This window comes from Thiomicrorhabdus hydrogeniphila, assembly GCF_054656895.1.
In genome coordinates this window covers 1,648,534-1,673,355 of sequence record NZ_BAAHXL010000001.1, presented here as the reverse complement: position 1 = coordinate 1,673,355, position 24,822 = coordinate 1,648,534, and the positions used below count along the sequence as shown (strand labels likewise).

Sequence of the window (24,822 nt, the reverse complement as noted above, 5' to 3'; positions counted from 1 at the left end):
TAATGAGTAAACCGTTTTATGCCACATATTATTATTGAATACAGTGCTGATTCTATTGAAAAATACAATCTGCCCTGTGCTCACAAAAAAGATGGTCTGCCACAGGGCATGCCAGGCCTGGTAAATTCAATATTTGATTCTGTGGCAAACACGCAAGTTGTAAACCCAAATAATATAAAAATTAGAGCTTATAAGGCTGATTGTTATAAATTGGGTTTAGAGCAAACTGGATTTATTCATGTGGTGTGTAAAACGCATACGGGTAAAACTGAAATTGAAAAACAGCTGTTATCTCAATCAATATTAAGCGCTTTAACGGCAAGTGTAAAAACTGATGCAACGCAAGACAAAGCAATACTAAAGCACGATGTAGTAATAACGGTAGAAGTGGTTGAGATGCAAACAAACTCTTATACTAAAGCGATTGTTAAGGCGGATGTTAATAATTAATTACATAACCTAAGGTTTGTGCATTTGCTAGTAAACCTTAGAGTTATCAAAATTTAGTATTTTTAAATCTAAATCAAGCTCAATAAAAAGGGCGGTGCAAGTTATTTTTTAACTCGCATCGCCCTTTTTTTGTTTTGAATTTACCGTTAATTAAACCAACCAAATCTAAATATAGATTGGTAAATACAACGGTTTTTACAATTTTAATTCTTTAAAAGCTGTGCCACTTCGTGTTCTTGCCAAGATTTGATATTGTTTAAAATAACCATTCTATACAGCAATAAACCAACCGAAAGCAATGTTAAGGTTGCTAATACAAAGCCTAGTGTCCAGCTTAAATTCCATACTAAACCGTATTTAACAATTAAACCTGCCTTTACCGCTGTTCCTGAAAATAGCGTCAGTAATACATAACTAGAAACAAACATACAAATTTGTCCTAAAGAGAATAGGTAGTTTTTTGATGCAGTTAATAAATGATTAAAAAATCCAGAACGCATAAAGCTAAGTATTACGATAAAAACTAACGGTAAAATGACAATTAATCCCCACGTTAAGCTATTTTTAAAAGCAAAAGAAAAATCACCAAAGTTATGGCCGTAATTTAAATAATTACGAATAATGGCAATTTGCCATACATTTACCGCCGTAATACCTGTGGCTAAATTGACTTGATGCCCCCAAGTTACTTGCTGTTCTGTTTCTGTTTTAGGTTTAACCCAAAGTTGTTTGAATCCTTCTTTTATAGCTGGAATTTTGGTTAAAAAAGCAAACATAGACAAGGCAATAAAAAATAACGAAGCACTTATGGAAATAGTTGCAACCACGCTGTTTGCAGTAAAAGCACCAGGACCCGCTAAGTTTAACCCCATAAAACCTAGGGCAAAAGGCACAACCATTGAAAATTGTTCTTTATTTTCGGCTGTTTTTCTAACTTGGCGATACCAAATGTATTGACCCAATGCCATTAAAGCAATAAGCAGATTCATGGCCATCCAAAACGGCCATAAAATATCGTCTTGTTTGGTATTTAATTCAAAAAACATCACACTAGCAAACGCCGATACATTAGCAAACATCGCTAAAGAGAGTGGAATACCAAACCAACCAGCGGTTTCCATAACATTTTTATCAGAAACACGGTGCGCACCTATTCTTAAAAACTGAATAGACTTAAATAAGAAAAGCGGTATAAGCAGAGCGGCTGTAACCAGTAGAGTCCAAAAAAGCCCCCAATCTAAAAGCAGAAGCGTACCAATAAATCCTTGTTCTGAAGTGTAACTAATGACTTGTTGGTAAGTAGGTAGCATGTATCCAGGATGTGGAATAAAGGTTTTTAAAATAAACACTGTCATAATGCTTAAACCAAGCATTGTGAGCGGTAATAACCAATGGCGAGGGTGCCATTTGTGAAGCTGTAAAGACATGAGAAATTTCTCCTTTAATATTAAAACAACTTAGATATAGTTTAAATTAATACCCGTATAATATAAATCTATATTTATGCGAATTCATTATTTAGTAAGTATTTGTTACTGAGTTTGTAAGGCGAATACTTAAATAAGAAAATATTAATAAAAATAAGTAGATAGGTATAAAAACGAAAGAAAGAAAAGGAGAGTTTGAATGTTTTTTGGGTAGTGTCGTTAAAGACTGATTAAAACGATAACTTAAACAATAACCAAACGTAAGAATGAGTTATTGTTTAAGTAGCGCTTGGAGTAGAGGTTAGAATGGGTTTATTCAATAAAGACTAAGTATTGTAACTTCCATAAATCAAACAGTAGTTTGATATTACCTTCATTGTCACCCGCCAACATAATGGTTTCTTGTGTTAAAAAAGACTGGTTGGCAAATTGGGCAATAAATTGATCACTTGCACCAAAGGTATCCCAAATAGCGCCATTAATATAAAGCTTGGTTTCACCCTCAATCACCGCATAAGCAAAACGACAAACAGGGTCTTTTACCAGGCCTGGTTCAACTTGTAACGCGCCCATAAAGTCTTCAATATCAGGTGTTTCTTCTTCGGTTAGTGGTTCAGGTAATTGTTGTGCCGCCTCTTGATCTAATTGAGTAGCAAAGCGACCAAACCAAGCTTTAATTAAAGATTTATCTTCTAAAACGCTGGTTAATAGTTGTTGTGCTTGGTCAGCGGCCGAATCGGTAATTTCACCAGGATTTAAACCAGCTTGCCAAATTGGATCCATATACAACTCTTTAAAACAGGCCATTTCAGACAAATGATCACCAAAGCTATCCCAAAGTTCTTGCCCGCGATAAGTGCGATAACCAATAGAGTAGGTCATACATTCGTCATCTAAGGCCACACCGTGATGACCCCATTTGGGTGGGATATACAGAATATCGCCTTTTTCAAAAACGTAATCTTCTTCTACGGTAAAGGTTTCCATTAAACGTAAATCAACCCCTTGAATGTAATTGTCTTCACGGCAATCTTGTGAAGTGAGTTTCCAATTACGTTTACCTGCGGCTTGTAATAGAAACACGTCATAATGATCAAAGTGCGGGCCAACATTACCGCCTTTGGTCGCATAACTAATCATAATGTCGTCAATTCGCCAGCGAGGTAAAAAGTCAAAATCATTTAAGATATCGGTGACTTCTGGTACTAAACGATCCATGCCTTGAATCAATAAAGTCCAGTTTTCTTCAGGCAACTTTTCATAGGTTGATTCATCAAAAGGTCCTTTAAGTAGTTGATAATCTTTTTCGCCATTTTGAATCACAATACGGCTTTCAACTTCGTCTTCTAAAGACAGGCCTGCAAGTTCTTCTGCAGAAACAGGTGTTTCAAAATCAGGCAAGGCACCACGGATGACTAAGGGCTTTTTTTGCCAATATTCGTTTAAAAAAGTAGAAATGGTTATTTTATTGAGATGAATCATGATGAAATGCTTTTTTTTATGAGAAAATTTGGTAAATTATAACTGTTTCCCTTTCTCTTTTACGGCTCAATCTTCTTTTATTGAGCAATTTCATTTTAAAATTTATGCAAATTTCTGGATTGTGCAATGACTCCTAAATTAAAGGTTCGCTTGGTTTTTCTCATTCTTTTCATTATTGTTGTGGGAGCTATTTATTTTTATTACCAAAAACACGCTAATGGTCTAGCGGATGGTGTTGTTAAGCTAAACGGTAGAACCGAAGCAGAACAGTATTTAGCCTCCACTAAAGTCGCGGGTAAGGTGTTAGAGTTAAAAGTAAAAGAAGGCTCTGAAGTTAAAGAAGGGCAGGTTTTAGTTGTTTTAGATGATGCTCAAGTTCGCGCACAAGTGGCGCAAGCTAAGGCGGCTTACAATGCTGCTCAAGCGCAATTAAAAGCGGTAGAAATGAGTTTATATGTTTTAAAGAGCCAAGTGCCTTTACAAATTAAAACCGCTGAATCTTCTGTGGTATATGCTCAAGCGGTATTAAACAGTGCTATTGAAAATGCCTCTCAAGCCAGTATTGATGAACAACGTTATAAAAAATTATATGAAAAAGGCACTATTCAAAAACATCAACATGAAGCCGCATTGTTGGCTAAAAAAGTTGCACAAAATGATGTCACCATTGCGCGTGCCGCATTAGATAAAACACAAAAAGCCCTAAATGAAACCAAGTTAGGCTGGGATCAGGTTGAAGCCAAACAGCAGGAAGTTAATGCCGTAAAAGCCCAGGTATTGCAAGCACAAGCCGCTTTAACAGAAGCCAATAGTGTTTTAGATGATATGACAATTAAAGCCCCAACAAACGGAGTGATTACAACCCGATTAGTTAATAAAGGTGAAGTTGTTGCTGCTGGTTCAGGTTTATTTAATATTGTTAATTTAAATGAAGTCTATTTAAAAGGCTATATTGCAGAAGGTAAAGTCGGTTTGGTACACCTAAATCAAAAAGCCGATATTGTGATTGATTCTTTACCAGACGATAAGTTTTCAGCCACTATTCGTTATATTGCCTCGCAAACTGAATTTACCCCTAAAGAAGTGCAAACCAAAGATGAGCGCGTTAAATTAGTGTACGCCATTAAACTCTATTTAGATGAAAACCCCAAACATCGTATTACTCCAGGACTGCCTGCTGACGCTTACATTCAGGTAAAATAACCATGACCGTAGCGGTAAAGGTAAAAGGGTTTTCTAAATCTTATAAAAAAACGCAGGCCGTTGAAGATATTTCTTTGTCTATTCAAACCGGAGAAATATACGGCTTAATTGGCCCTGATGGTGCAGGCAAAAGTACACTAATGCAAGCAGTGGCTGGTGTATTGCGTTTTAATGCCGGCCAAGTTCAAGTTTTTGATCAATTAATCGATTCCGATAAATCTGCCGAAAAAATAAAAAATCGTATTGGTTTTATGCCACAAGGCCTTGGTTTAAATTTATACCCAGATTTAAGCATTGAAGAAAATATCGATTTTTTTGCCAATCTGAGAGGTGTGCCTTTTGATACGTTGCAACAACGTAAAAAAATGTTGCTCGAAGTTTCTAGCCTAAATCACTTTAAAGACCGAGCCATGAAAAACCTTTCTGGTGGGATGAAACAAAAGTTAGGTTTGGTTTGTACATTAATTCATCAACCCAGTTTAGTAATTTTAGATGAACCCACCACGGGTGTAGACCCTGTTTCACGCCGAGATTTCTGGGAAATGTTAAACCAGTTAGTGCGTGAAGAAAATATGACCGCCTTAATTTCTACCGCTTATATGGATGAAGCCACGCGCTTTAATCGCTTAACGGTTATGCACCAAGGCAAAGTGTTAGACAGCGGAACGGCCGATGAAATTATTGAACGTACCCCCGGTTGGTTAATTGAAGTTGAGAGTGAAAACCCTAAAGAATTACTGCCTAAGATACAAAAGCAATTTCCACAAGCCGAAGAGCTGGGACAAATGATTCGTATTACAGGGTTTGAAAGTTCTGCCGAACAAGCCCAGCAATCTATAGAAACCTTAATTGATGGTAAAAACGATAGATGGTATTTTGCGCCAGTGGGGCTAGAAGAGGTATTTATACATCGTTTAAACCATGATTTGGTTGCTGAAAAATCAGTGGTTCAAAAAGACGTAAGTCTTGATTTAACCTCGTCAACGTCAACTACGACAGAGACTAACTCTGAACTGATTAAAGCCCATGAATTGGTTAGACGTTTTGATCAGTTTACCGCAGTAGATAAAGTCTCTTTTGAGGTTGCGGCGGGCGAAATATTTGGTTTATTAGGGGCAAATGGTGCGGGTAAAAGTACCGTTATTAAAATGCTTACCGGTATTTTACCGCCGTCAGAAGGTACAGGATTTGTGGCAGGGCATAATATGGCCACATCCTCTATGGCCATTAAAGAAAGCATTGGCTATATGTCACAGGCTTTTTCACTCTATTTAGATTTAACGGTTGTTGAGAATGTTGATTTATTTGGACGTATTTACGGTTTATCTGGACGTCGATTAAAAGAACGCAGAGATTGGGTGCTAAAAATGGGGCACTTGCAGAAAGTACAAAATTCAACAGCAGGCAGTTTACCTATGGGTAAACGACAGCGTTTGGCATTAGGCTGTGCCTTAATTCATGAACCCAAAGTTTTGTTTTTAGATGAACCCACTTCGGGAGTTGACCCTATTGGTCGCCGAGAATTTTGGCATATTTTAGTTGAGCTTGCCGAAAAAACAGGCGTAGCTATTTTGGTTACAACACACTACATGCAAGAAGCCGAACATTGTCATAAATTAGCGTTAATGCAAGCGGGTAAAGTGGTGGCGTATGATTCACCCAAACAACTTAAGCATGAGTTAAAAGAAAGCAGAGGGACTGTGCTCAGTATTAAGATTTCAAAACCTTATGAAGCCTTATCCATGTTAGAAAACGCAGGATATAACAAGGCTGCACTATTTGGTAGTCGTGTGCAACTGTTTACCAAAACAATAGAAGAAACTCGTCAAACCGTATTAGAGATGTTTGAAAAAAATAATATAGAAATAGAAAATATCATGGTGTTAGAACCAACCTTAGAAGATGTTTTTATCGATAAGATTGAATCAGCCAAAAAGCCAGAAAGGCATACCCAATCATGATGAACTTACACACTGTTTTTACTATCACTAAAAAAGAGATGTTAGAAATTTGGCGTGACCGTGTCTATTTTATAATGGCTTTTGTTTTTCCGTTTTTTATGATTTTAATCTTGGGTTTTGGGTTAAGTTTTGACGTTGAAAAAATGCCATTTGCCGTGGTTGATTACGATAACTCAGATCAAAGCAGAGATTACTCTTATAAATTTATTAGCTCTCGTTATTTTGACTATAAAGGCAGTATTCATTCAGCCAAAAAAGCAGAAGAATTAATTAATACCTCTAAAGTCAGTTTTGTATTGGTGATTCCGCCTGAATTTTCTAAAAATATTCTTAAAGGTCATAAAGCAGAAGTTCAAGCGCAAATAGACGGTATGTTTAATTATCGCGCCGCTATGGTGTCGGGTTATGTTACGGCCATTAACGCACACTATAATTCAGAACTCATGCAACAGTGGGTCATGAAAAGCCAAGGAATGACAAGCCAAGTACTAAGTGATTTGATTTCTCCTGTAAAACTAGAAACCCATTATTTATACAATAATGAATTAAAAAGTATATGGTCAACCGGTACAGGGTTAATTGTATTGGTTATGCTGGTTTCACCTGCCATGCTTGCGGCCTTAGGGGTAGTAAGAGAAAAAGAAACCGGTTCTATCTTTAATATTTATGCTTCCACAGCAACACGTAGCGAATTTATTACCGGTAAATTATTACCTTATATTGTCATTTCATACATAAATATATCCATTCTCTGTTTAGTCGCGCTCTGGGTGTTTCATACTCCCTTTAAAGGAGAGTTATCCGTTCTATTAGTCGCCAATTTCTTTTATGTGGCCGCCGCCGCTGCTATTGGGGTGCTTATCTCTTCTTTTGTAAAATCTCAAGCCGCTGCCGCATTAATCTCTATGTTAGGTACTATGATTCCAGGCATTATGTATTCTGGCTTAATGATGCCTGTTGCTTCTATGTCATCAGAAGCGGTTATAGAAGCGCATGCTTTTCCTGCGATGTATCAGTTAGAAGTGATTTGGGGCGTGTTTTTAAAAGGCCAGGGGTGGGCAGAATTATGGCTTAATATTTTAATTTTAATTGGTTTTTTGGCCTTATTTTGGGCATTAGCCGTTTTGCGATTTCGTAAGAGGGTTAACGGATGAACTTATTATGGTGGCGTCGGGTTTTTACGCTAACAAAAAAAGAGCTACTACAATACAGTCGAGACATCATTCTGGTGATCGCAACTTTATACTTTTTTACTGGCGAAGTTTTTATTGGTGGTAAAGGGGTTTCTTTTGATTTAATCAACGCCCCAATTGGTTATATAGATTACGATCAAAGCTCTGACAGTCGTGAGTGGCTTAATAAATTACGCCAGCCGTACTTTGATGTAAAAGGCAGTATAAATAATGATACGGATGCGCAACACTACCTTGATAATAGCTTGTTACTGGGTGTTATAGAAATACCGCCCAATTTTCAACGCGACTTACTAAAAGGGCAGTCTACTCAAATTAGCTTTCAACTCGATTCTAGTAATGTCATTCTTGGAAATTTAGCGAACAGTTATGTGGGATTATCTAATGCCAGTTTTAACCAAGAATGGATGTTAAAAAAACTCAAGTTAAGTGATCTCGATGAGATGGAAGCGCCCAGCGTTGACGCCAAAAAAATGATTCTATTTAACCCCGAAGGCAAAAGCTCCTGGTTTATGGCGATTTCAGAAATGATGACGGTAATGACCATGCTTTCTTTGTTTTTAACCGCCGCTATACTGGTTAAAGAAAAAGAGCGTGGAACCATTGAACAGCTTTCTATTGCACCTTTAACTCCGTTTCAAATTCTTTTGCCCAAGGTTTTAGCGGTAGAAATTATTTTATTAATTGGCGTAGCATTATCCCTGTTTTTAATTGTTATTCCCGTTTTTGAAGTACCGTTTCAAGGTGAGTTTTGGCTGTTTTTCTTGGTGTCTGCCGTTTATATTTATGCCATGTCAGGCTTAGGCATTTTTATAGCCACCATTAGTAAAAACCTAGCGCAAGTTATGATTGTTTCAATCATACTGATTATGCCTATTATTTTACTTTCAGGAGCCTTTACACCACCAGAAGCCATGCCCGAATGGGAACAACCCATTGTCCATTTTTCACCGCTCTACTATTACATCAATATGGGCTTTGGCATTATTCTAAAAGGTACCGATTTAAACTTGATATGGGGTGATTTACTCACATTATTTGCTTTAGGCACGGTTCTATTCTTATTTGGTATTAGCCAGTTCCGCAAACAGTTTGAAAACTAATTAGTTAAACGAATAGATGATCTAATCAATCAATTTATGAAATAAAAAACCCATCTTACTTTTACCAGGCCTGGTAAAAGTAAGGTGGGGTTTAATCATTATTAAATGAATAATAGAAATGCAGATTGCGAATAAAATGAGTGAAAATCAAGGCTTAAGATAAAGGAGTGTACAAGTGTACATGACTGTTCTTAAACAAAGAGATTCCTCATTTTAGTGTTATATATCTGTGATTAATTTCGAGTTAGAAAGCAGGTAGAGTGTTCAAGTTCAAGGCAAGAAAAGGGCGCGTACAACTCTACGCAACTGTTCTTAATGAAAAAATCGTGCAGTATTAAGAATAGAAAATTATAAAAAATAATAGAAATGCAGATTGCGAATAAAATGAGTGAAAATCAAGGCTTAAGATAAAGGAGTGTACAAGTGTACATGACTGTTCTTAAACGAAGAGACTTCTCATTTTAGTGTTATATATCTGTGATTAATTTCGAGTTAGAAAGCAGGTAGAGTGTTCAAATTCAAGGCAAGAAAAGGGCGCGTACAACTCTACGCAACTGTTCTTAATGAAAAAATCGTGCAGTATTAAGAATAGAAAATTATAAAAAATAATAGAAATGCAGATTGCGAATAAAATGAGTGAAAATCAAGGCTTAAGATAAAGGAGTGTACAAGTGTACACGACTGTTCTTAAACGAAGAGATTCCTCATTTTAGGCGTGATATGCGTTCTATTATCGGCCTTTTAGCATGGTGATGGCTAATTCTATGTTGTGCGCTTGCTGTGCCGCATTACCAATATATGTACCTGGTGTTAAATCACGTAAATATTGTTTAGCATCTTCAGGTAAACCTTCAAGACCATCAACAAAGTTTTGCATAATCTCTTTGTTTACACGTTGACCGCGCGTCAAATCTTTTAGTTTTTCATAAGGTTTTTCAAAACCGTGACGACGCATAACGGTTTGTATCGCTTCTGCTAATACTTCCCAGTTAGAGTCTAAGTCATTGGCCATAGCTTCAGCGTTAACTTCTAACTTGCTCAAACCTTTCATGGTTGATTGTAAAGAGATCATTGTATGCGCCACACCCACACCTAAGTTACGTAAAACTGTTGAATCGGTTAAATCACGCTGCCATCTAGAAATAGGTAGTTTCATCGCAAGGTGTTCAAAAATCGCATTGGCCATACCCAAGTTACCTTCTGAGTTTTCAAAGTCGATAGGGTTAACTTTATGTGGCATAGCAGAAGAACCAATTTCACCCGCAATGGTTTTTTGTTTAAAGAAACCAACTGAAATATAGCTCCAAACATCGCGGTCAAAATCAATTACGATTGTGTTGAAGCGTGACATGGCGTGAAAGTATTCAGCAATATAATCATGTGGTTCAATTTGAGTGGTGTAAGGGTTCCATAGAAGCCCTAAACTCTGAACAAACTGTTCAGAAAGCTCATACCAGTTAACATCAGGGTAAGAGGCAAGGTGAGCATTATAGTTACCCGTTGCGCCATTGATTTTACCCATAATTTGCACATTCATTAACTGCTTAGCCTGGCGCTGTAAACGGTAAGCCACGTTAGCCCACTCTTTACCTGCTGACGTTGGCGATGCTGGCTGACCATGCGTACGAGCCATCATCGGAATATCCGCCATCTCAACACTCATTTCAACCATCTTAGCGATTAACTTATCCATCTCAGGAATAATCACAAATTCACGCGCATCTTTAAGCATTAGGGCATAAGACAAGTTATTGATGTCTTCAGACGTACACGCAAAATGCACAAACTCAGAAACGGCCATTAACTCTTCGTTATCCGCAAAATGCTCTTTAATTAAGTATTCAACCGCTTTAACATCGTGGTTAGTGGTGCGTTCAATTTCTTTAACACGTTGAGCCATCTCTAACGTAAATTCATCCACTAATTTAATTAAATGATTTTCAGCTTCAGAACTTAATTTAGGAATCTCAGAAAAACCAGGGTGATTAGCCAACATACGCAACCAAAACACTTCGACTTTTACACGGTTTTTAATTAAACCAAATTCACTAAAAATTTCTTTTAAATTGTTCAAACGTCCGCCGTAACGACCATCGACAGGAGAAATTGCGGTTAATTCTGAAAGTTGCATAGGTTAAGTTCCTTTAATCACAAAAGTGGTAAATTTAATGGCGGCTATTATAGCCTAAATTAAAGCCAAAAACCTCCATGCTTTTCTGGCTCTTAACGCAATAAACTATTCACTTATTAAAGAGTGAGTCCCTAAGACAAACAATCCCCATAGCTTTAAAGGACTCTCCGCTTACAAAACCGAGAATAGAGATTATATTTCTTTTTATTGAATTGCATTTTTATCTGTCAATGTATGCTCTAAGGTGCTGAATAAGTCGTTTAGTTACAAAAACATTACCTTGATTGGTAATCCCTTACATAATGAACTAGAATTTACACTTATCACATTGATTCAATACACATAAAAAAGAGTATATATATGGCCAAAGGCATTATTAAACGTTTTGACTTCCGAAAAGGGTTCGGATTTATTGTTGACGATAAAACTGGAGAAGACTTCTTTTTCCATAAAAGTGCCTGGCAGGGCAATGGTTCTATCCGCCAGGGTGTGGCTGTTGAGTTTGTAAGTAAAGAATCAGATAAAGGCCCACAGGCAGATTCTGTTACACCTTTAGACGGCGGTAGTGCGAGTAAAAATAAACCTAAACCTAAACCTAAATCTAAAGTAAAACCAGCTTCTATTGAAGAACGTGTTGCATCTTTAGAAAGTTCAGTGCGTACTTTTAAAATATTGTCTTTATTAGCGTTAGCTGGTGTTATCGCTCTAGGAATTGGAATCGTTCTTTAAGTAATGATCTCCGATTTTAAAGTCCGACCAGTTACTTTTTTATCTTAAAACGCCAACCTTTGAATTTAGTGCTTAATAACAGCTTAATAACAGCTTAACTAAGCGCTAAATAATTAGGTGAAGCTATCTTTAAAACTTCAAATTCTTTCGTAAAGCACGCTTATCTTCATTAATTAATTATTGTCTATTTTCTGTGCAAAGTTAATTAACCCATTTATTTAAGGTAAAAAAATATGAGTCAACCAGAAGTCGTTTATGTAACAAAACCTGCCGATGGCATGGTTGCGGGAATCATTGCATGTGTATTAGCCGTTTTGGGTATTTTGTTTTTTGGTACGGTGTTTGTGCCTATAGCCATGATTGTTGCATTTTTTGGCACAATTATCGCCATTAAAAATGGCAGTGGGGCTGGCTTTGGAGTGAATCTTTTAGCTTGGTTATTAATTGTTGTTGGTTTTGTAACATCGCCCATGCTCCTTGCTATTATTCTTGGCGCTACTGCTCAATAAAAATAGGAAATTAAGTAATATTAAGTTGATTGATTTTAGTTTTACCAGGCCTGGTAAAACCTGTGATCACTTGTGGCTTGTAAGCATTAAGTAAAATCAAAATATGTAATGTTTTATGATTAAAATCAGTTTAGATTTTAATGGTGGTTCTTGATTATTCTTAAGGGTTTACCTTGTTTTTAATGATTTAGGGTAGTTTCATGCTGTATAAAAAGTTTTTAATACTTTCTTTTATTTTTATGCTGAGTGGTTGTTCAGATATTAATGATAAAAGTTTGGCGCTTGCTGAAATTAAAAATAGAAATCTTACCTATGATTTGGCAGGGCTTATTAAGTCAACAAATGATATAGATAGTGATGGCGCTTTTATATTTAAAGAGGCTGGTTTTTTTGATGAAATGTCGGATTCAGACTATAAAGAATTGGTAATACATGCAGGCAATAGAAATAACTTTGGTTTAGTTACTACGCTTTTAAAGATAGATAAAAAGGTCGTTTTTGAAAACGAATCGCTACAAAATGCTATGGATAAAGCGGTTAAGAAAGGGTTTGCTAGAACGGTTTTATTACTCCTTAATAATGGCGCTAAACTAAAGCCAGGTTCACTTTTTAAAGCGATTTATAAAGATAATTATGATTTCGTTAAACTTATTGTAGCAAAGGGGCCAAGCTATTCATTAGCCGAATATAAAGAAGCGTTATATGTTGCAGGTAGAATAGGGCATATAGAAGCAATAAGAGCAATTGTTGATAGTGGTAAACCGCCTAAAGAAGCGATGGAACGAGCTATGTTTGGTGGTGCGGTTACTGAAGAGATAGAGGTTGTTAAATACTTAGTGGCTCAAGGGATTGATATTAACTATCGTAGTAAAGACAAATGCACCGCATTGCATTATTTGGCGCAGGATGGCACGGTAGAAATGATTAAGTATATGCTGGATTCTGGAGCCAAGATAAATGCGACATGCCGAAATAAAGAAACCCCTCTCAAGTGGGCACACTATGGTAAAAACGAACCCGTTATACAGTATTTAAAAAAGAATGGTGCCGTTTTATATTAAGTTAGCTACCTGTTATTTTTAAAGCCGTTATTCTAATCTTCATTCTTTCTTTACAATCACTTGTTATAAATTCGTTCATTGAATGACCCATTATTTAAGACACATCAAATAAAGGTTACGGATGAAATCTATAACAAATAAAACCGCCATTTTATATTTATTAGCAATTTGTCTTACATGTAAATCTTCTGCTGCTTATGCAAACGCTAAAAAGCAAACTGTATCAGGTATTTACAATATTGTAGATACTGCAAAAATAGAATGTTTGAATAATTCAACGCGTATATATTAGCTGTTTAAAGGGCAAAGATTTTATGAAAAAATGCTCAATATAAAGGTAATTAAGCATTCTATGCTGATAACAAAGCAAGAACTTTTACAGAAAATGTAACGGATAAATGTGGCAATAATCATGTAATCAAAGTGGTAAGAGTTACATTTGATGTTAATGATAGGCTGGCTTATAAAGAAATTTTTATGAGCAACGCTAATAACCAGTTGCTAACTGGGTAGATATTTATGACTCTGAATCACAATAAAGTGATTCTAAGCGAAATCCTACGAATTGCTCAAAAAACACTAAGGTGATGCCAAACGAATTTATAACTATGTTTATTTAGGTTGTGATGTAAAGTCACATTAATAAACAATATTGGTTACAGAAGTAAACTAATAAAGCTTTAATTCATAATTTAATTAAAAGCTTCTTTTCTCTGACGACAATGGTTCTAAGGATAACGAATTAATGAAAGCAACATTAAAATCTATTGGCTATATTCAAACACCGTATAAAAATATTGAGGAATGTCCAAGTAATGTCGATCCGTCAGGGCCACTTTGCCAGCTGGTTATAGCGGAAGAATATATAGATGCCTTAACGGGGCTTGAAGCAAATCAACAAATACTAATTTTATATTGGCTTGAAAAAACCAATAGAAATTTAGTAAAACAAACGTTTAGACATGGTGATAAGTTTTTAGGTACTTTTGCATTAAGGTCACCTCATCGACCAAATCCTATTGGTGCTGCGGTTCTTTCTATAGAAAAGATTGAAAAAGGGATTGTTTTTGTTAAAGGCATTGACTGTTTAGATGGAACAGATTTAATAGATATTAAACCCGCCATTAAGCAAGAAAAGAATTGAAGTCTAGCAGTAAAGCAGATTAATTAAATCTAAAGAGAGAGATATGTTTAATACGGTTTTTGTGCCTGGTTATGGAAATTCTATTAACGGACATTGGCAAGAAATTTGGTATAAAGAAACCAAAAATAGTTATTGGGTTGAACAAGATGATTGGCAAAATCCAAATTGTAGCGATTGGGTTGAAGCGTTAAATTTGCTTATTCAATCCCTAGAAGGGCCGATTGTATTAGTGACTCACAGTTTGGGGGGCAGTACGGTTGTTGAATGGAACAAAAAATATAAAGCCAATATATTGGGTGCTTTTATTGTGGCAGTACCTGATGTAGAAAGCGATTATTTACCTAAAAAAATAGTAGGTTATCAAAACCTACCTTTAGAAAAACTGCCGTTTCAAAGTGTTGTATTAGCCAGCTCAGATGATCCTTATTCAAGCTTGGATCGTTCCAAATATTTTGCAAATTCTTGGGGAAGCGAATTTATTAATATTGGTGATTTAGGGCATGTTAATAAGGCTTCGGGTATTGGCAATTGGCCTAATGGCAAAACGCTTCTGAATCATTTTGTGGATTCTTTAGAGTAATTTGTTTTGAAGGGGCCTTTGAATATATCGTACTTATTAAGCAATAAAATATAGATAAAGAGAATAATCTAACTTATTGAAATTATGAGTTAAAGTAAAAAGATTTATACTGCTTTAATTGTTTTAGACTACGTTTTGTGGATGAGGATTGTATGAAAAAGTATTTATTAATCTTAGTTTCTGTTTTTGCGTTTAGTTCACCTGTTTTTGCGGATGTCGCTATTAAATATAATAAAGAACTAGATGGATTTAAGTACCCATTTGAAGTTAAAACATTTAATTTTAATTCTCAAAACCAAAATTTAAAAATGCGCTACATGGATGTTGGTGATAAAAAATCGCAAAAAGTGATTGTGTTATTACATGGTAAAAACTTTGCTGGTTATTATTGGGAAAAAATTGCAAAACATCTGTTAAAGAAAAAATACAGAGTCATTATTCCAGACCAGATTGGTTTTGGTAAATCATCTAAACCAAAATCTTATCAATATAGCTTTGGGCAATTGGCACTGAATACTAAATCTTTATTAGATAGTTTACATATTAAAAAGTTTGATCTTGTTGGCCATTCAATGGGGGGGATGTTAGCTGCGACTTTTGCGGCTAATTATCGTAACGCTATTAATAAGCTCATATTAATTAATCCAATTGGTTTAGAAGACTACAGTAAGTATGTAGCTTTTAAAGATGTGAATTTCTTTTACAAAAGAGAGCTTGGTACAACGTTGGATAAAGCTATAAACTATCAAAAGAAAAATTATTATGATGGTAAATGGTCAAGTGAATACGAGAAGCTTTTAACCCCTTTAAAAGGCATGTTAGCTGGAGCCGATTGGAAGATAATTGCCTGGAATAATGCGTTAACCTATGGACCGATTTTTTCAGAAAATATAGTGGCTAGATTTTCACAAATTAAAAATAAAACCTTTTTGATTATTGGTACTAGAGATAGGACTGGACCAGGTAGAGGTTGGCTAAAAGATGGCGTGACTCGTAAATTAGGCGAATATAACAAACTGGGAAAACGCGCGCATAAAATGATTAAAGGTTCTACTCTGATAGAGTTAAAAGGGCTAGGACATATGCCACAATATGAAAATTATGCTGTATTTATTAAAGCGTTTGATACAGCACTTGATAAGTAAGATTTTATAATTTGGCTTTAAAATTTGGCTTTATATCTTGGTTTTATCGCTTTATTGTAAAACACAAGAAATCAAAGCATACAAAGCACTTTAAAATAGGGTAGCTATTCTTTTTAAGGTGCATAAACGTTAATTTTACAGACGTTAATCTTTACACGGAAATATGCTTACCGCAAAATCTGCTGTAGATCTTAGTATTTCTTTTGATTTTCCACCACGTGCCTGTACGGCCAAGCCATACATTACAGAGATTAAATGACTTGCTGCATCTTTAATGGATACCTGTTCTGAAATATTGCCTTGTTCACGCTCAGCTTCCAAAAAATCTGTTATAAACTGTTCAGTATCTAATCCAAACTTTCCTATCAATAAAGACATTTCATTTGGAAAAACATCACCGCCTGATTCACAACTGCTTTTAACATAAAAGCACCCGCTGGGTGTTTTAGGGTTTGTTTGCATATCGATAATGCCATACAAAAAATCTTTTAGACGTTCCTTTAAAGGAATATCTGAGGGGGATTTTAATTGCTGCATTTTCGGTAAACCATATTTAAGCATATAGTGTTCTATAGACGATTCAAATAATTTTTCTTTATTACCAAATGCAGCATACAAACTCGGTTTATTGATGCCAAGTGCCGCAGTTAAATCGGTTATAGATGTCCCTGTATAACCATTATTCCAAAAGACTCGCATGGCTTTATCAAGTGCTTCGTCCTTGTCAAACTTACGTTTTCTTCCTGCATTCATGATTTACGCTTCTTAAAAATATAATACTTGACATTATGTAACGAACGGTAAAGAATGTCAATTGTGTACCGAACGGTATAGTTATTTAATAATGGACTTAAATGTCCTGGAGCAATATATGACACGTCAAAAAATAGTATCACTCGAACCTGTAAATTACGAAACAGCAACGGGGCGCGCTAAAGAAGTTTTGGATCCCATAAAAAAACAGATGGGGATGATTCCAAATATGTATTTAAATATGGCTAACGTACCTGCTGTTTTAGATATGTACCTTAAAGGGTATGCGGCATTTCGTTCTGAAGGGGGGTTTAGCTCGCAAGAGCAAGAAGTGATTTTTTTGGCGATAAATAACGTGAATCATTGTGAATATTGCATGGGCGCTCATAGTTGGATTGCGGATAAACAATCTGGTGTACCCGCAGATGTACTGCAAGCCATTAGAACAGGTAAAGAGATTCCGGATGTAAAGTTAGCGGCGCTAGATAAATTTACACGTGCCATGGTTAAGACGGCAGGAAACCCGAGTAAAGATGATATAGCCTTATTTCATGAAGCGGGCTATGAAGACAAAGATATTCTTTCTATTGTATTGGCGCTTTCGGTCAAAGTATTAAGTAATTATACAAACCATCTTTTTGCCACAGAACTTGATAGTGTATTTTCAGATTACCGTTGGCCAGAATAATAGGTTAAATCAATTGGCATTAAACCTGGCTTTTACAATTTAGCGGAATACAATAAGACCCTTGAGTGAGTCATAGTCATTCAGAATAACTTCAAAATAAATATACGATTTAAAAGAGATGTTTTATGGGCGACTTGTACGCACAGATTATTACGGTATTTTTAGGTTTTTTTGCCATTATGAACCCCATTGCTAATACCGCTGCTTTTGCAGGCCTGGTTGGTGATGAAAGTAAATCTAATCAAATGCTTATAGCGACTAAAGCATTAACAATTACTTTTGTTGTGGTGTTTTTGTTCTCGGTTTTAGGTAATGTTATTTTTAATTTATTTGGTATTACATTACCGGCTTTACGAATTGCAGGTGGCATTTTGGTATTTATTGTTGGTTACCATATGTTAAATGGAGCGGGTTCTAAATTACATTCAGCTGAACAACGAGATGATACCGATGTAGCAGTTTCACCTTTGGCCGTGCCTTTACTTGCAGGGCCTGGTACGATTGCTACGGCTATGAATTATTCAGCATCGGGTGGTTTAACCGGTATTGCTATTACGGTATCGGTATTTTTGGTTCTGTGTCTAATTACTTTTGTTTGTTTTATGTTTAGTTCAAATATAGTCGGTTATTTAGGCAAAAGTGGTTTAAGTATTGTAACTAGATTAATGGGATTGATTCTTACTGTTATTGGTGTGCAAATGTTAATACAGGGAATAACCACGGCATTTGATTTAAAAGCTTTAATAAGCTAATCACTGTTTACTAAAAAAGTTTTTACTTTTACCAGGCCTGGTAAAAGTAAATGTTTTATTTCATAAACTCTTCTTTTTTGTGTCATCTTCGGCTAAAAATTCTCTTTTAAGATAATCTTTTTTACTAAAGATTGAGTAAATTATGAGAATAGTACTTTTTACCGATACGCTGGGTGATTTAAATGGTGTGTCGCGCTTTATTCAAGATATGGGCGAGTTAGCTTATAATCTTGACAATAAACACAATATTGAAATACATATTGTTACCTCTACCAGCAAAACCTTACCTGAACAGCCTTATATTCACAATTTACCTTATCGATTTAGAATTCCCATGCCATTTTATCAAGAGATGGATTTGGTATTACCCAATAAAAAAGCCATAAAGGCCAAACTTGAACAGTTAAAACCGGATGTAGTACATATCTCGACACCAGGGCCTTTTGGCTGGCAGGCTAAAAATATAGCCCAAAAAATTGGTTATCCATTAGTGGGCACTTATCACACAGATTTTCCCGCTTATATGTATGATTTAACGGGTATAAAATGGGTTAAACATCAAACGGATCGTCTGATGGCGCGTTTTTATAAACCGTTTATTCATGTGTTTTCGCGTTCAGTAAATTATTTAGAAGTTATGGCAAATGACCTTAATATTGAGTTTGAGCGTGCTTCAGCATTATCGCCAGGTACGCATTTAGATAAGTTTCACCCGCAACATAAAATGCCAGAAGTTTGGGAGCATTTTGGTTTGCATAATGGTCGAAAAAAAGTGCTGTATGTTGGGCGAATGAATATTGAAAAAAATATCCCTTTTTTAGTCGATGCTTGGGCAACGATGATGACAAAACATCCCGAATTAAAAGCGGATTTAATTTTGGTAGGTGAAGGGCGGTATAAAAAATGGGCTGACAAACTTCGTGATAAACATATCTATTTTTTAGGTCCAATTGTAGGTCAACGACTGTCACAAATTTATGCCAGTTCTGATGTGTTTGCTTTTCCATCTATTACCGATACCTTAGGGCAGGTGATTATGGAGGCACAAGCAAGCGGAATAGGTTGTATAGTGTCCGATATTGGTGGCCCGCAAACATTAGTATTGCCAGATGAAACAGGTTTGGTGATTCAGGCAAACCAGAAACAAGATTGGATTGACGCTTTATATAATGCAATGACTGAAGAACATGTGACACAAGCTTGGAGAGATAAAAGCCGTGCACATATAGAACAATATAATATAGAAGACTCGTTTACGCATTTTATAGAGGTTCATAAAATGATTTGTAAGTGAATAAGTTAAAAAGGATAATTTTTGAAGTCACAACAGAAAGGCGAGTTATATGCCATTAGCTTAACGGTAATAGAGGCGTGGTTTCCTATTTTTGCTTTTTTTACCGTACAGGCATTAGGGGCTTTACATGCGTATTTTTATAGTTTATTAGTCACTATTCTTTGCTTAAGTATTTGGTGGTTTCTACGAGGTAAACAGTATGAAATAAAAGTAACCTCGGCCTACAAAAACTTGGCTTTAACGACCTTTTTTATTACTTTATTGTTTTCGCTAACCTTTATGGCTTTGCAATATACCAGTGCAACCAATGTAGCGATTATTCTGTTTTTACAGATTTTATTTAGTTATTTGTTTTTAGGTAAACGCCAAGAAGAGAGTTTAAGTGCAAAGCAGTCGGTGGGGGCTTTTTTAATGACGATAGGCGCTGTGTTAATTTTATTTCCGGGTGCTTTTGTTATTAATCTCGGTGACGTATTGGTTTTATTGGCCGCAATGATTGCACCGATTGCTAATTTGTATCAAAAAAAAGCGAGAGCACAGGTCTCAAGTGAAACCATTTTATTACTTCGTTCAATCATCGCATTGCCATTTATCTATGTATTAGCTACGCTATTTGAAGAGTCATCCAGTATAGAGTTGATTCAACAGCAGTGGATTTGGTTAGTGTTAACGGGTGGTTTGGTATTTTTTATAGCCAAACTTTTTTGGGTAGAAGCGATTCATTTATTACCCATTACTAAAGTGAATGCGTTATTTGCATTTGCCCCTCTAATGACTATGTTTTTAGCTTATTGGTTGCTTGATCAAACACCAACGCTTTATCAGTTAATAGGCATAGTGCCAATTTTATTAGGCGGTTTTTTAATCACTCGTAAAGTCATAAAAAATTAAAAAAGGGTTTTGCTTAAAGCTGGGGTAAGATCTGTTGTGAAAGTTGTCATTATTCAATAATTAAATACTGTTCTTTGTCAGCAACACCATCCCATTCGTCGGCATCAGCAGGCGGGGCAATAACTTCAGTAATCACCGGCCAAATTTGCGCTAAATCTTTATTCATTTGGCGGTAATGTTGCATACCTTCTGGCAGGGCATCTTCTTGAAAAATAGCTTCAGCAGGGCATTCGGGTGAACATAAATCGCAGTCAATACAAATATCGGGGTCAATCGCTAAAAAGTTAGGCCCTTCGTGAAACGCATCAACTGGACAAACGGCTACGCAGTCGGTGTATTTACATTTTATACAGTTTTCGGTAACAACAAATGCCATGTTCTTTCTTCGCTATAGAGACCTTTGCACAAGTCAAGCCACGGTTAAAAATGGTTAAAATTCACCTGATTTTTGTTGAATAATTTGCCAATAGCTAGCTATTAGCTACTTTATTCGCCGCAATCAGGCAAATTTTATCGCATTTTTTCCTCGTACCTCACTCGTGCAAAGGTCTCATATTGTATTAAATTCTGTTAAAATTCCGCTATTAAAAACAATGCTAACAGCCATTTTTGGAAGAGTCAGTATACTACTGATTTAAGCTAAAATTGCAAGATTAACCACCTGACTCGACTCGATGTTATTTAGTTTAACAGGTGTTTTTAACGCTTAGTTTTGTTTATTTATTTTTACTATAGCCAAGTAACATAAATTTTGGATACCCCATGATTCGCATCACCAATATAAAACTCCCACTAGATCACAAAGACCCAGAGCTTGAACAAGAAATCTTAAAAGCACTCAATATTAAAGCCAATCAATTAATTGATTTTACTGTTTTTAGACGTGGTTTTGATGCTCGAAGTAAAAATCAAATTAGCTTGCTATACACCATTGATGTTACGACTAAAAATGAAGCTGAGATTCTTGAAAATAATCAAAAAAATCAAAACATTAGAATAACCCCAGACATGACGTACAAGTATGTCGCTAAAGCGCCAGAGCATTTAACAGAGCGACCTGTGGTGATTGGCTTTGGGCCTTGTGGCATTTTTGCAGGCCTGGTATTGGCAGAGATGGGTTATAAGCCGATTGTGTTAGACCGTGGTAAAGAGGTGCGTGAACGTACTAAAGATACTTTTGGTTTTTGGCGTTCTAAAACGTTAAATACCGAATCAAATGTGCAATTTGGTGAAGGTGGTGCGGGTACGTTTTCAGACGGTAAACTTTGGACACAAATTAAAGACAAAAAACATTATGGCCGTAAAGTCATGCGTGACTTTGTGGACGCGGGTGCGCCAGAAGAGATTTTATACGTGAGTAAGCCGCACATTGGTACTTTTAAACTGGTGGGCATGGTAGAAAAAATGCGTGCCAAATTAATTGAGCTGGGCGGTGAAATTCGTTTTAACTCACGAGTGGATGACTTGCATATTAAAGACGGACAAGTCACTGGGTTAACCTTAGCCAATGGCGACCAAATACAGTCTAAATACATTGCTTTGGCAACAGGTCATAGTGCACGAGATACTTTTGAAATGCTGTATAAAAAAGGCGTGTATCTTGAGGCTAAACCTTTTTCAATTGGTTTTAGGGTTGAACATAATCAATCGTCAATTGATAAAGTTTTATTTGGTAAAAATGCAGGCAATGCTATTTTGGGTGCGGCAGATTATAAATTAGTACATCATTGTAAAAATGGCCGTTCAGTTTACAGTTTTTGTATGTGTCCGGGCGGCACGGTGGTGGCCGCTACGTCTGAAGAAAACCGAGTTGTAACTAATGGAATGAGCCAGTATTCACGTAATGAGCGTAATGCCAATGCGGCACTTGTGGTGGGTATTGATCCAAAAGATTATCCAAGTGACAGTCCATTAGCTGGGATTGAATTGCAACGCCAATTGGAAAGTGCAGCCTATGTATTGGGCGGTGAAAATTACGATGCCCCTGCGCAGTTAGTGGGCGATTATTTATCGAATAAACCATCTGATCATTTAGGTAAGGTAGAACCATCTTATAAACCTGGCGTAAAACTAACCGATTTAACCCAAATACTGCCTGAATATTGCCGTGAAGCTTTGCAAGAAGCGATACTCGCTTTTAATAAAAAAATTAAAGGTTTTGCTAGAGAAGATGCTTTATTAACCGGGGTTGAAACTCGAACTTCATCGCCCGTAAGTATTAAGCGCGGAGATGACTATCAAAGTATTAATACTAAAGGATTGTTTCCAGCAGGAGAAGGTGCGGGTTATGCTGGTGGCATTATGTCAGCCGCCATTGATGGAATTAAAGTGGCCGAAGCGATGGCTTTAGCAATAAATGAAGCAAATAAATAAAGATTTAATAAGTCTAAAAATGATTGTATCTAGCCAGGTTAAAACTAACTAGATACAAATGATGAGTCTTTAAAATATACTATTCTTAATAATGCATTCGCATCGTATATTAAAAGAAGCCCAGTGGGTTAACGTCATAGCTGACTAATAAGTTTTTAGTTTGCTGATAATGCTCTAACATCATTTTATGGGTTTCACGCCCTACACCTGATTTTTTATAACCACCAAAAGCGGCATGAGCAGGGTATAAGTGGTAACAATTTGTCCAAACTCGGCCAGCTTGAATACCTCGTCCCATACGGTAAGAGGTGTTCATGTCACGAGTCCAAACGCCAGCGCCTAAACCAAATTCGGTATCATTGGCAATGGCAAGCGCTTCAGCTTCATCTTTAAAGGTGGTAACGGCAACAACAGGGCCAAAAATTTCTTCTTGGAACACTCGCATTTCATTGGTGCCTTTTAATAAAGTAGGCTGAATATAGAAACCATTTTTATATTCATCTTCTAAAGATTCAACTCCACCACCAATAATGACTTCGGCACCTTCTTCACGACCAATTTCCATATAACTCAGAATTTTTTCATGCTGCTCTTGCGAGGCTTGCGCACCTACCATAACTTCGGTATCTAATGGATTACCACGTTTAATTTGTGCGGCACGTTCTATCACCATAGCAATAAAATCATCGTAAATATCTTCTTGGATTAGTAAGCGAGAAGGGCATGTGCAAACTTCACCTTGGTTAAAGAATGCAAGCACGGCACCTTCAACACATTTGCTTAAAAAAGCATCTTCATGATTCATAATATCTGAGAAAAAGACATTAGGCGATTTACCACCCAATTCTACCGTAGACGGAATAATATTATCTGCAGCGTATTTCATTATTAATGAACCAACAGGGGTTGAGCCTGTAAATGCGATTTTGGCAATACGTGTGCTGGTAGCCAATGCTTTACCAGCCTCAACACCATAACCATTAACAATATTGAGTACACCAGGCGGTACAATATCACTAATTAATTCAGCTAAAATTAAAATAGAAGCTGGAGTTTGTTCAGCGGGTTTTAAAACAACACAGTTACCAGCAACAATAGCTGGAGCGAGTTTCCATGCCGCCATTAATAGCGGAAAGTTCCACGGAATAATTTGTCCTACAACACCAAGCGGTTCATGAAAGTGATAAGCCACGGTATTTTTATCAATTTCGCCAATGCCACCTTCTTGGGCACGAATGCAACCCGCATAGTAGCGAAAATGATCTGCGGCTAATGGTACATCGGCATTAAGTGTTTCACGCACGGCTTTACCGTTATCCCATGTTTCTGCAATCGCTAACATTTCAAGGTTAGCTTCAATACGATCTGCAATTTTTAATAAAATATTTGACCGGTCTGTTACAGAGGTTTCTGCCCAAGCGTCTTTGGCAACCTCAGCGGCATCAATAGCGAGATTAATGTCTTTTTCATTTGAACGCGGAATTTGGCAAAAGGCGTTTCCTGTAACCGGCGAAATATTATCAAAATACTGTCCGTCAACAGGCGCAACCCATTCGCCACCTATAAAGTTTTCATAACGTTCTTTAAAATTGATTACCGCACCCGCGGTGTTTGGATTTGCATATTGCATGAATTAGATCCTCTTTGATGTTCATTCATAAAGCAGACAGAATCATTGCATCTGTTAGCTAAATTTTTAATTTTGTAAAAACAATGTAAAGACAAATCAAACAAAACCTTATTGTTTGTTAAAGTCATTCTTTGACGATAAGTACGTGGTTTTGTTGGAATCAACACTCTAATTGACAATAGGTTGGTAAAACGTTGGTAAATCGTTGGTAAATTTTTATTCAGGTAGAAGACAACAAATTACAGAATGCTTTGTTGTCAATTGGATGGGGGATGACTAATGTTGAGTTTGGTTAAATAATACCTATATCGTGATTAGTAAAA

General features: G+C 36.3%; 22 protein-coding genes. 16 read left to right on the top strand and 6 right to left on the bottom strand.

Going from position 1 to position 24,822, the window contains the following annotated elements; translation table 11 throughout:
* Window positions 1–18 precede the first annotated feature (18 nt).
* Complete coding sequence (locus tag ACYQ0E_RS07585) at window positions 19–450, top strand: 5-carboxymethyl-2-hydroxymuconate Delta-isomerase (RefSeq protein WP_460187634.1); 432 nt, start codon at window positions 19–21, stop codon at window positions 448–450.
* 203 nt (window positions 451–653) lie between these two features.
* Here the strand turns inward: ACYQ0E_RS07585 and ACYQ0E_RS07580 are convergent, their stop codons facing one another.
* Window positions 654–1,877, bottom strand: coding sequence for a TsoY family (seleno)protein (locus ACYQ0E_RS07580; RefSeq protein ID WP_460187633.1), 1,224 nt, complete (start codon window positions 1,875–1,877; stop codon window positions 654–656).
* A gap of 312 nt (window positions 1,878–2,189) precedes the next feature.
* On the bottom strand, window positions 2,190–3,359 hold the full coding sequence (locus tag ACYQ0E_RS07575) for a JmjC domain-containing protein (protein ID WP_460187632.1): 1,170 nt from the start codon (window positions 3,357–3,359) through the stop codon (window positions 2,190–2,192).
* Window positions 3,360–3,485: 126 nt separating this feature from the next.
* Here ACYQ0E_RS07575 and ACYQ0E_RS07570 point away from each other — a divergent pair, with 126 nt between their 5' ends.
* The 4 genes from ACYQ0E_RS07570 to ACYQ0E_RS07555 are packed head-to-tail and all read left to right on the top strand — an operon-like array spanning window position 3,486 to window position 8,819.
* Complete coding sequence (locus ACYQ0E_RS07570) at window positions 3,486–4,562, top strand: HlyD family secretion protein (protein ID WP_460187631.1); 1,077 nt, start codon at window positions 3,486–3,488, stop codon at window positions 4,560–4,562.
* 2 nt (window positions 4,563–4,564) lie between these two features.
* Window positions 4,565–6,523: an ATP-binding cassette domain-containing protein gene (locus ACYQ0E_RS07565; protein ID WP_460187630.1), complete on the top strand. Its 1,959-nt coding sequence runs from the start codon at window positions 4,565–4,567 to the stop codon at window positions 6,521–6,523.
* Window positions 6,520–7,677, top strand: a complete 1,158-nt coding sequence (locus tag ACYQ0E_RS07560) for an ABC transporter permease (RefSeq protein ID WP_460187629.1) — start codon at window positions 6,520–6,522, stop codon at window positions 7,675–7,677. The genes ACYQ0E_RS07565 and ACYQ0E_RS07560 overlap by 4 nt, the downstream gene beginning before the upstream one ends.
* A complete protein-coding gene (locus ACYQ0E_RS07555; RefSeq protein ID WP_460187628.1) occupies window positions 7,674–8,819 on the top strand; it encodes an ABC transporter permease in 1,146 nt (381 codons plus the stop codon). The genes ACYQ0E_RS07560 and ACYQ0E_RS07555 overlap by 4 nt, the downstream gene beginning before the upstream one ends.
* A gap of 730 nt (window positions 8,820–9,549) precedes the next feature.
* Here ACYQ0E_RS07555 and purB read toward each other — a convergent pair.
* Complete coding sequence (gene purB, locus ACYQ0E_RS07550; RefSeq protein WP_460187627.1) at window positions 9,550–10,950, bottom strand: adenylosuccinate lyase; 1,401 nt, start codon at window positions 10,948–10,950, stop codon at window positions 9,550–9,552.
* Between the two features lie 360 nt (window positions 10,951–11,310).
* Here purB and ACYQ0E_RS07545 point away from each other — a divergent pair, with 360 nt between their 5' ends.
* From ACYQ0E_RS07545 to ACYQ0E_RS07520, 6 genes are all read left to right on the top strand, one after another.
* Window positions 11,311–11,679, top strand: coding sequence for a cold-shock protein (locus ACYQ0E_RS07545; RefSeq protein ID WP_460187626.1), 369 nt, complete (start codon window positions 11,311–11,313; stop codon window positions 11,677–11,679).
* A gap of 233 nt (window positions 11,680–11,912) precedes the next feature.
* Window positions 11,913–12,188, top strand: coding sequence for a hypothetical protein (locus ACYQ0E_RS07540; protein WP_460187625.1), 276 nt, complete (start codon window positions 11,913–11,915; stop codon window positions 12,186–12,188).
* A gap of 200 nt (window positions 12,189–12,388) precedes the next feature.
* Complete coding sequence (locus tag ACYQ0E_RS07535; protein ID WP_460187624.1) at window positions 12,389–13,249, top strand: ankyrin repeat domain-containing protein; 861 nt, start codon at window positions 12,389–12,391, stop codon at window positions 13,247–13,249.
* 745 nt (window positions 13,250–13,994) lie between these two features.
* A complete protein-coding gene (gene tsaA, locus ACYQ0E_RS07530) occupies window positions 13,995–14,393 on the top strand; it encodes a tRNA (N6-threonylcarbamoyladenosine(37)-N6)-methyltransferase TrmO (protein WP_460187623.1) in 399 nt (132 codons plus the stop codon).
* Between the two features lie 43 nt (window positions 14,394–14,436).
* The gene (locus ACYQ0E_RS07525) at window positions 14,437–14,973 is read left to right on the top strand and encodes an RBBP9/YdeN family alpha/beta hydrolase (RefSeq protein ID WP_460187622.1); all 537 of its coding nucleotides are present in this window, start codon (window positions 14,437–14,439) and stop codon (window positions 14,971–14,973) included.
* Window positions 14,974–15,125: 152 nt separating this feature from the next.
* The gene (locus ACYQ0E_RS07520; RefSeq protein WP_460187621.1) at window positions 15,126–16,118 is read left to right on the top strand and encodes an alpha/beta fold hydrolase; all 993 of its coding nucleotides are present in this window, start codon (window positions 15,126–15,128) and stop codon (window positions 16,116–16,118) included.
* A 144-nt stretch (window positions 16,119–16,262) separates the two neighbouring features.
* Here ACYQ0E_RS07520 and ACYQ0E_RS07515 read toward each other — a convergent pair whose 3' ends face one another.
* Window positions 16,263–16,871 (bottom strand): TetR/AcrR family transcriptional regulator, encoded by a 609-nt coding sequence (locus ACYQ0E_RS07515; protein ID WP_460187620.1) that lies wholly within the window; start codon window positions 16,869–16,871, stop codon window positions 16,263–16,265.
* Window positions 16,872–16,989: 118 nt separating this feature from the next.
* Between ACYQ0E_RS07515 and ACYQ0E_RS07510 the strand changes: the two genes are divergently transcribed.
* From ACYQ0E_RS07510 to ACYQ0E_RS07495, 4 genes are all read left to right on the top strand, one after another.
* Entirely contained in the window at window positions 16,990–17,559 is a 570-nt protein-coding gene (locus ACYQ0E_RS07510) for a carboxymuconolactone decarboxylase family protein (RefSeq protein ID WP_460187619.1), read from the top strand.
* 125 nt (window positions 17,560–17,684) lie between these two features.
* Window positions 17,685–18,311, top strand: coding sequence for a MarC family protein (locus ACYQ0E_RS07505; protein ID WP_460187618.1), 627 nt, complete (start codon window positions 17,685–17,687; stop codon window positions 18,309–18,311).
* A 142-nt stretch (window positions 18,312–18,453) separates the two neighbouring features.
* Complete coding sequence (locus ACYQ0E_RS07500; protein WP_460187617.1) at window positions 18,454–19,605, top strand: glycosyltransferase; 1,152 nt, start codon at window positions 18,454–18,456, stop codon at window positions 19,603–19,605.
* Between the two features lie 21 nt (window positions 19,606–19,626).
* Window positions 19,627–20,496 (top strand): DMT family transporter, encoded by an 870-nt coding sequence (locus ACYQ0E_RS07495; protein ID WP_460187616.1) that lies wholly within the window; start codon window positions 19,627–19,629, stop codon window positions 20,494–20,496.
* A gap of 49 nt (window positions 20,497–20,545) precedes the next feature.
* On the opposite strand, the gene fdxA is transcribed toward ACYQ0E_RS07495, so the two are convergent.
* The gene (gene fdxA, locus ACYQ0E_RS07490) at window positions 20,546–20,872 is read right to left on the bottom strand and encodes a ferredoxin FdxA (RefSeq protein WP_460187615.1); all 327 of its coding nucleotides are present in this window, start codon (window positions 20,870–20,872) and stop codon (window positions 20,546–20,548) included.
* 386 nt (window positions 20,873–21,258) lie between these two features.
* Between fdxA and ACYQ0E_RS07485 the strand changes: the two genes are divergently transcribed.
* On the top strand, window positions 21,259–22,869 hold the full coding sequence (locus tag ACYQ0E_RS07485; protein ID WP_460187614.1) for an NAD(P)/FAD-dependent oxidoreductase: 1,611 nt from the start codon (window positions 21,259–21,261) through the stop codon (window positions 22,867–22,869).
* 109 nt (window positions 22,870–22,978) lie between these two features.
* On the opposite strand, the gene exaC is transcribed toward ACYQ0E_RS07485, so the two are convergent.
* The gene (gene exaC / locus ACYQ0E_RS07480; protein ID WP_460187613.1) at window positions 22,979–24,499 is read right to left on the bottom strand and encodes an acetaldehyde dehydrogenase ExaC; all 1,521 of its coding nucleotides are present in this window, start codon (window positions 24,497–24,499) and stop codon (window positions 22,979–22,981) included.
* Between the last annotated feature and the right edge of the window lie 323 nt (window positions 24,500–24,822).

Excerpts from the sequence above, each read along its gene's own strand:
- ACYQ0E_RS07585 (WP_460187634.1), top strand. The coding sequence starts at position 19 with ATGCCACATATTATTATTGAATACAGTGCTGATTCTATTGAAAAATAC.
- ACYQ0E_RS07580 (WP_460187633.1), bottom strand. The coding sequence starts at position 1,877 with ATGTCTTTACAGCTTCACAAATGGCACCCTCGCCATTGGTTATTACCG.
- ACYQ0E_RS07575 (WP_460187632.1), bottom strand. The coding sequence starts at position 3,359 with ATGATTCATCTCAATAAAATAACCATTTCTACTTTTTTAAACGAATAT.
- ACYQ0E_RS07570 (WP_460187631.1), top strand. The coding sequence starts at position 3,486 with ATGACTCCTAAATTAAAGGTTCGCTTGGTTTTTCTCATTCTTTTCATT.
- ACYQ0E_RS07565 (WP_460187630.1), top strand. The coding sequence starts at position 4,565 with ATGACCGTAGCGGTAAAGGTAAAAGGGTTTTCTAAATCTTATAAAAAA.
- ACYQ0E_RS07560 (WP_460187629.1), top strand. The coding sequence starts at position 6,520 with ATGATGAACTTACACACTGTTTTTACTATCACTAAAAAAGAGATGTTA.
- ACYQ0E_RS07555 (WP_460187628.1), top strand. The coding sequence starts at position 7,674 with ATGAACTTATTATGGTGGCGTCGGGTTTTTACGCTAACAAAAAAAGAG.
- purB (WP_460187627.1), bottom strand. The coding sequence starts at position 10,950 with ATGCAACTTTCAGAATTAACCGCAATTTCTCCTGTCGATGGTCGTTAC.
- ACYQ0E_RS07545 (WP_460187626.1), top strand. The coding sequence starts at position 11,311 with ATGGCCAAAGGCATTATTAAACGTTTTGACTTCCGAAAAGGGTTCGGA.
- ACYQ0E_RS07540 (WP_460187625.1), top strand. The coding sequence starts at position 11,913 with ATGAGTCAACCAGAAGTCGTTTATGTAACAAAACCTGCCGATGGCATG.
- ACYQ0E_RS07535 (WP_460187624.1), top strand. The coding sequence starts at position 12,389 with ATGCTGTATAAAAAGTTTTTAATACTTTCTTTTATTTTTATGCTGAGT.
- tsaA (WP_460187623.1), top strand. The coding sequence starts at position 13,995 with ATGAAAGCAACATTAAAATCTATTGGCTATATTCAAACACCGTATAAA.
- ACYQ0E_RS07525 (WP_460187622.1), top strand. The coding sequence starts at position 14,437 with ATGTTTAATACGGTTTTTGTGCCTGGTTATGGAAATTCTATTAACGGA.
- ACYQ0E_RS07520 (WP_460187621.1), top strand. The coding sequence starts at position 15,126 with ATGAAAAAGTATTTATTAATCTTAGTTTCTGTTTTTGCGTTTAGTTCA.
- ACYQ0E_RS07515 (WP_460187620.1), bottom strand. The coding sequence starts at position 16,871 with ATGAATGCAGGAAGAAAACGTAAGTTTGACAAGGACGAAGCACTTGAT.
- ACYQ0E_RS07510 (WP_460187619.1), top strand. The coding sequence starts at position 16,990 with ATGACACGTCAAAAAATAGTATCACTCGAACCTGTAAATTACGAAACA.
- ACYQ0E_RS07505 (WP_460187618.1), top strand. The coding sequence starts at position 17,685 with ATGGGCGACTTGTACGCACAGATTATTACGGTATTTTTAGGTTTTTTT.
- ACYQ0E_RS07500 (WP_460187617.1), top strand. The coding sequence starts at position 18,454 with ATGAGAATAGTACTTTTTACCGATACGCTGGGTGATTTAAATGGTGTG.
- fdxA (WP_460187615.1), bottom strand. The coding sequence starts at position 20,872 with ATGGCATTTGTTGTTACCGAAAACTGTATAAAATGTAAATACACCGAC.
- ACYQ0E_RS07485 (WP_460187614.1), top strand. The coding sequence starts at position 21,259 with ATGATTCGCATCACCAATATAAAACTCCCACTAGATCACAAAGACCCA.
- exaC (WP_460187613.1), bottom strand. The coding sequence starts at position 24,499 with ATGCAATATGCAAATCCAAACACCGCGGGTGCGGTAATCAATTTTAAA.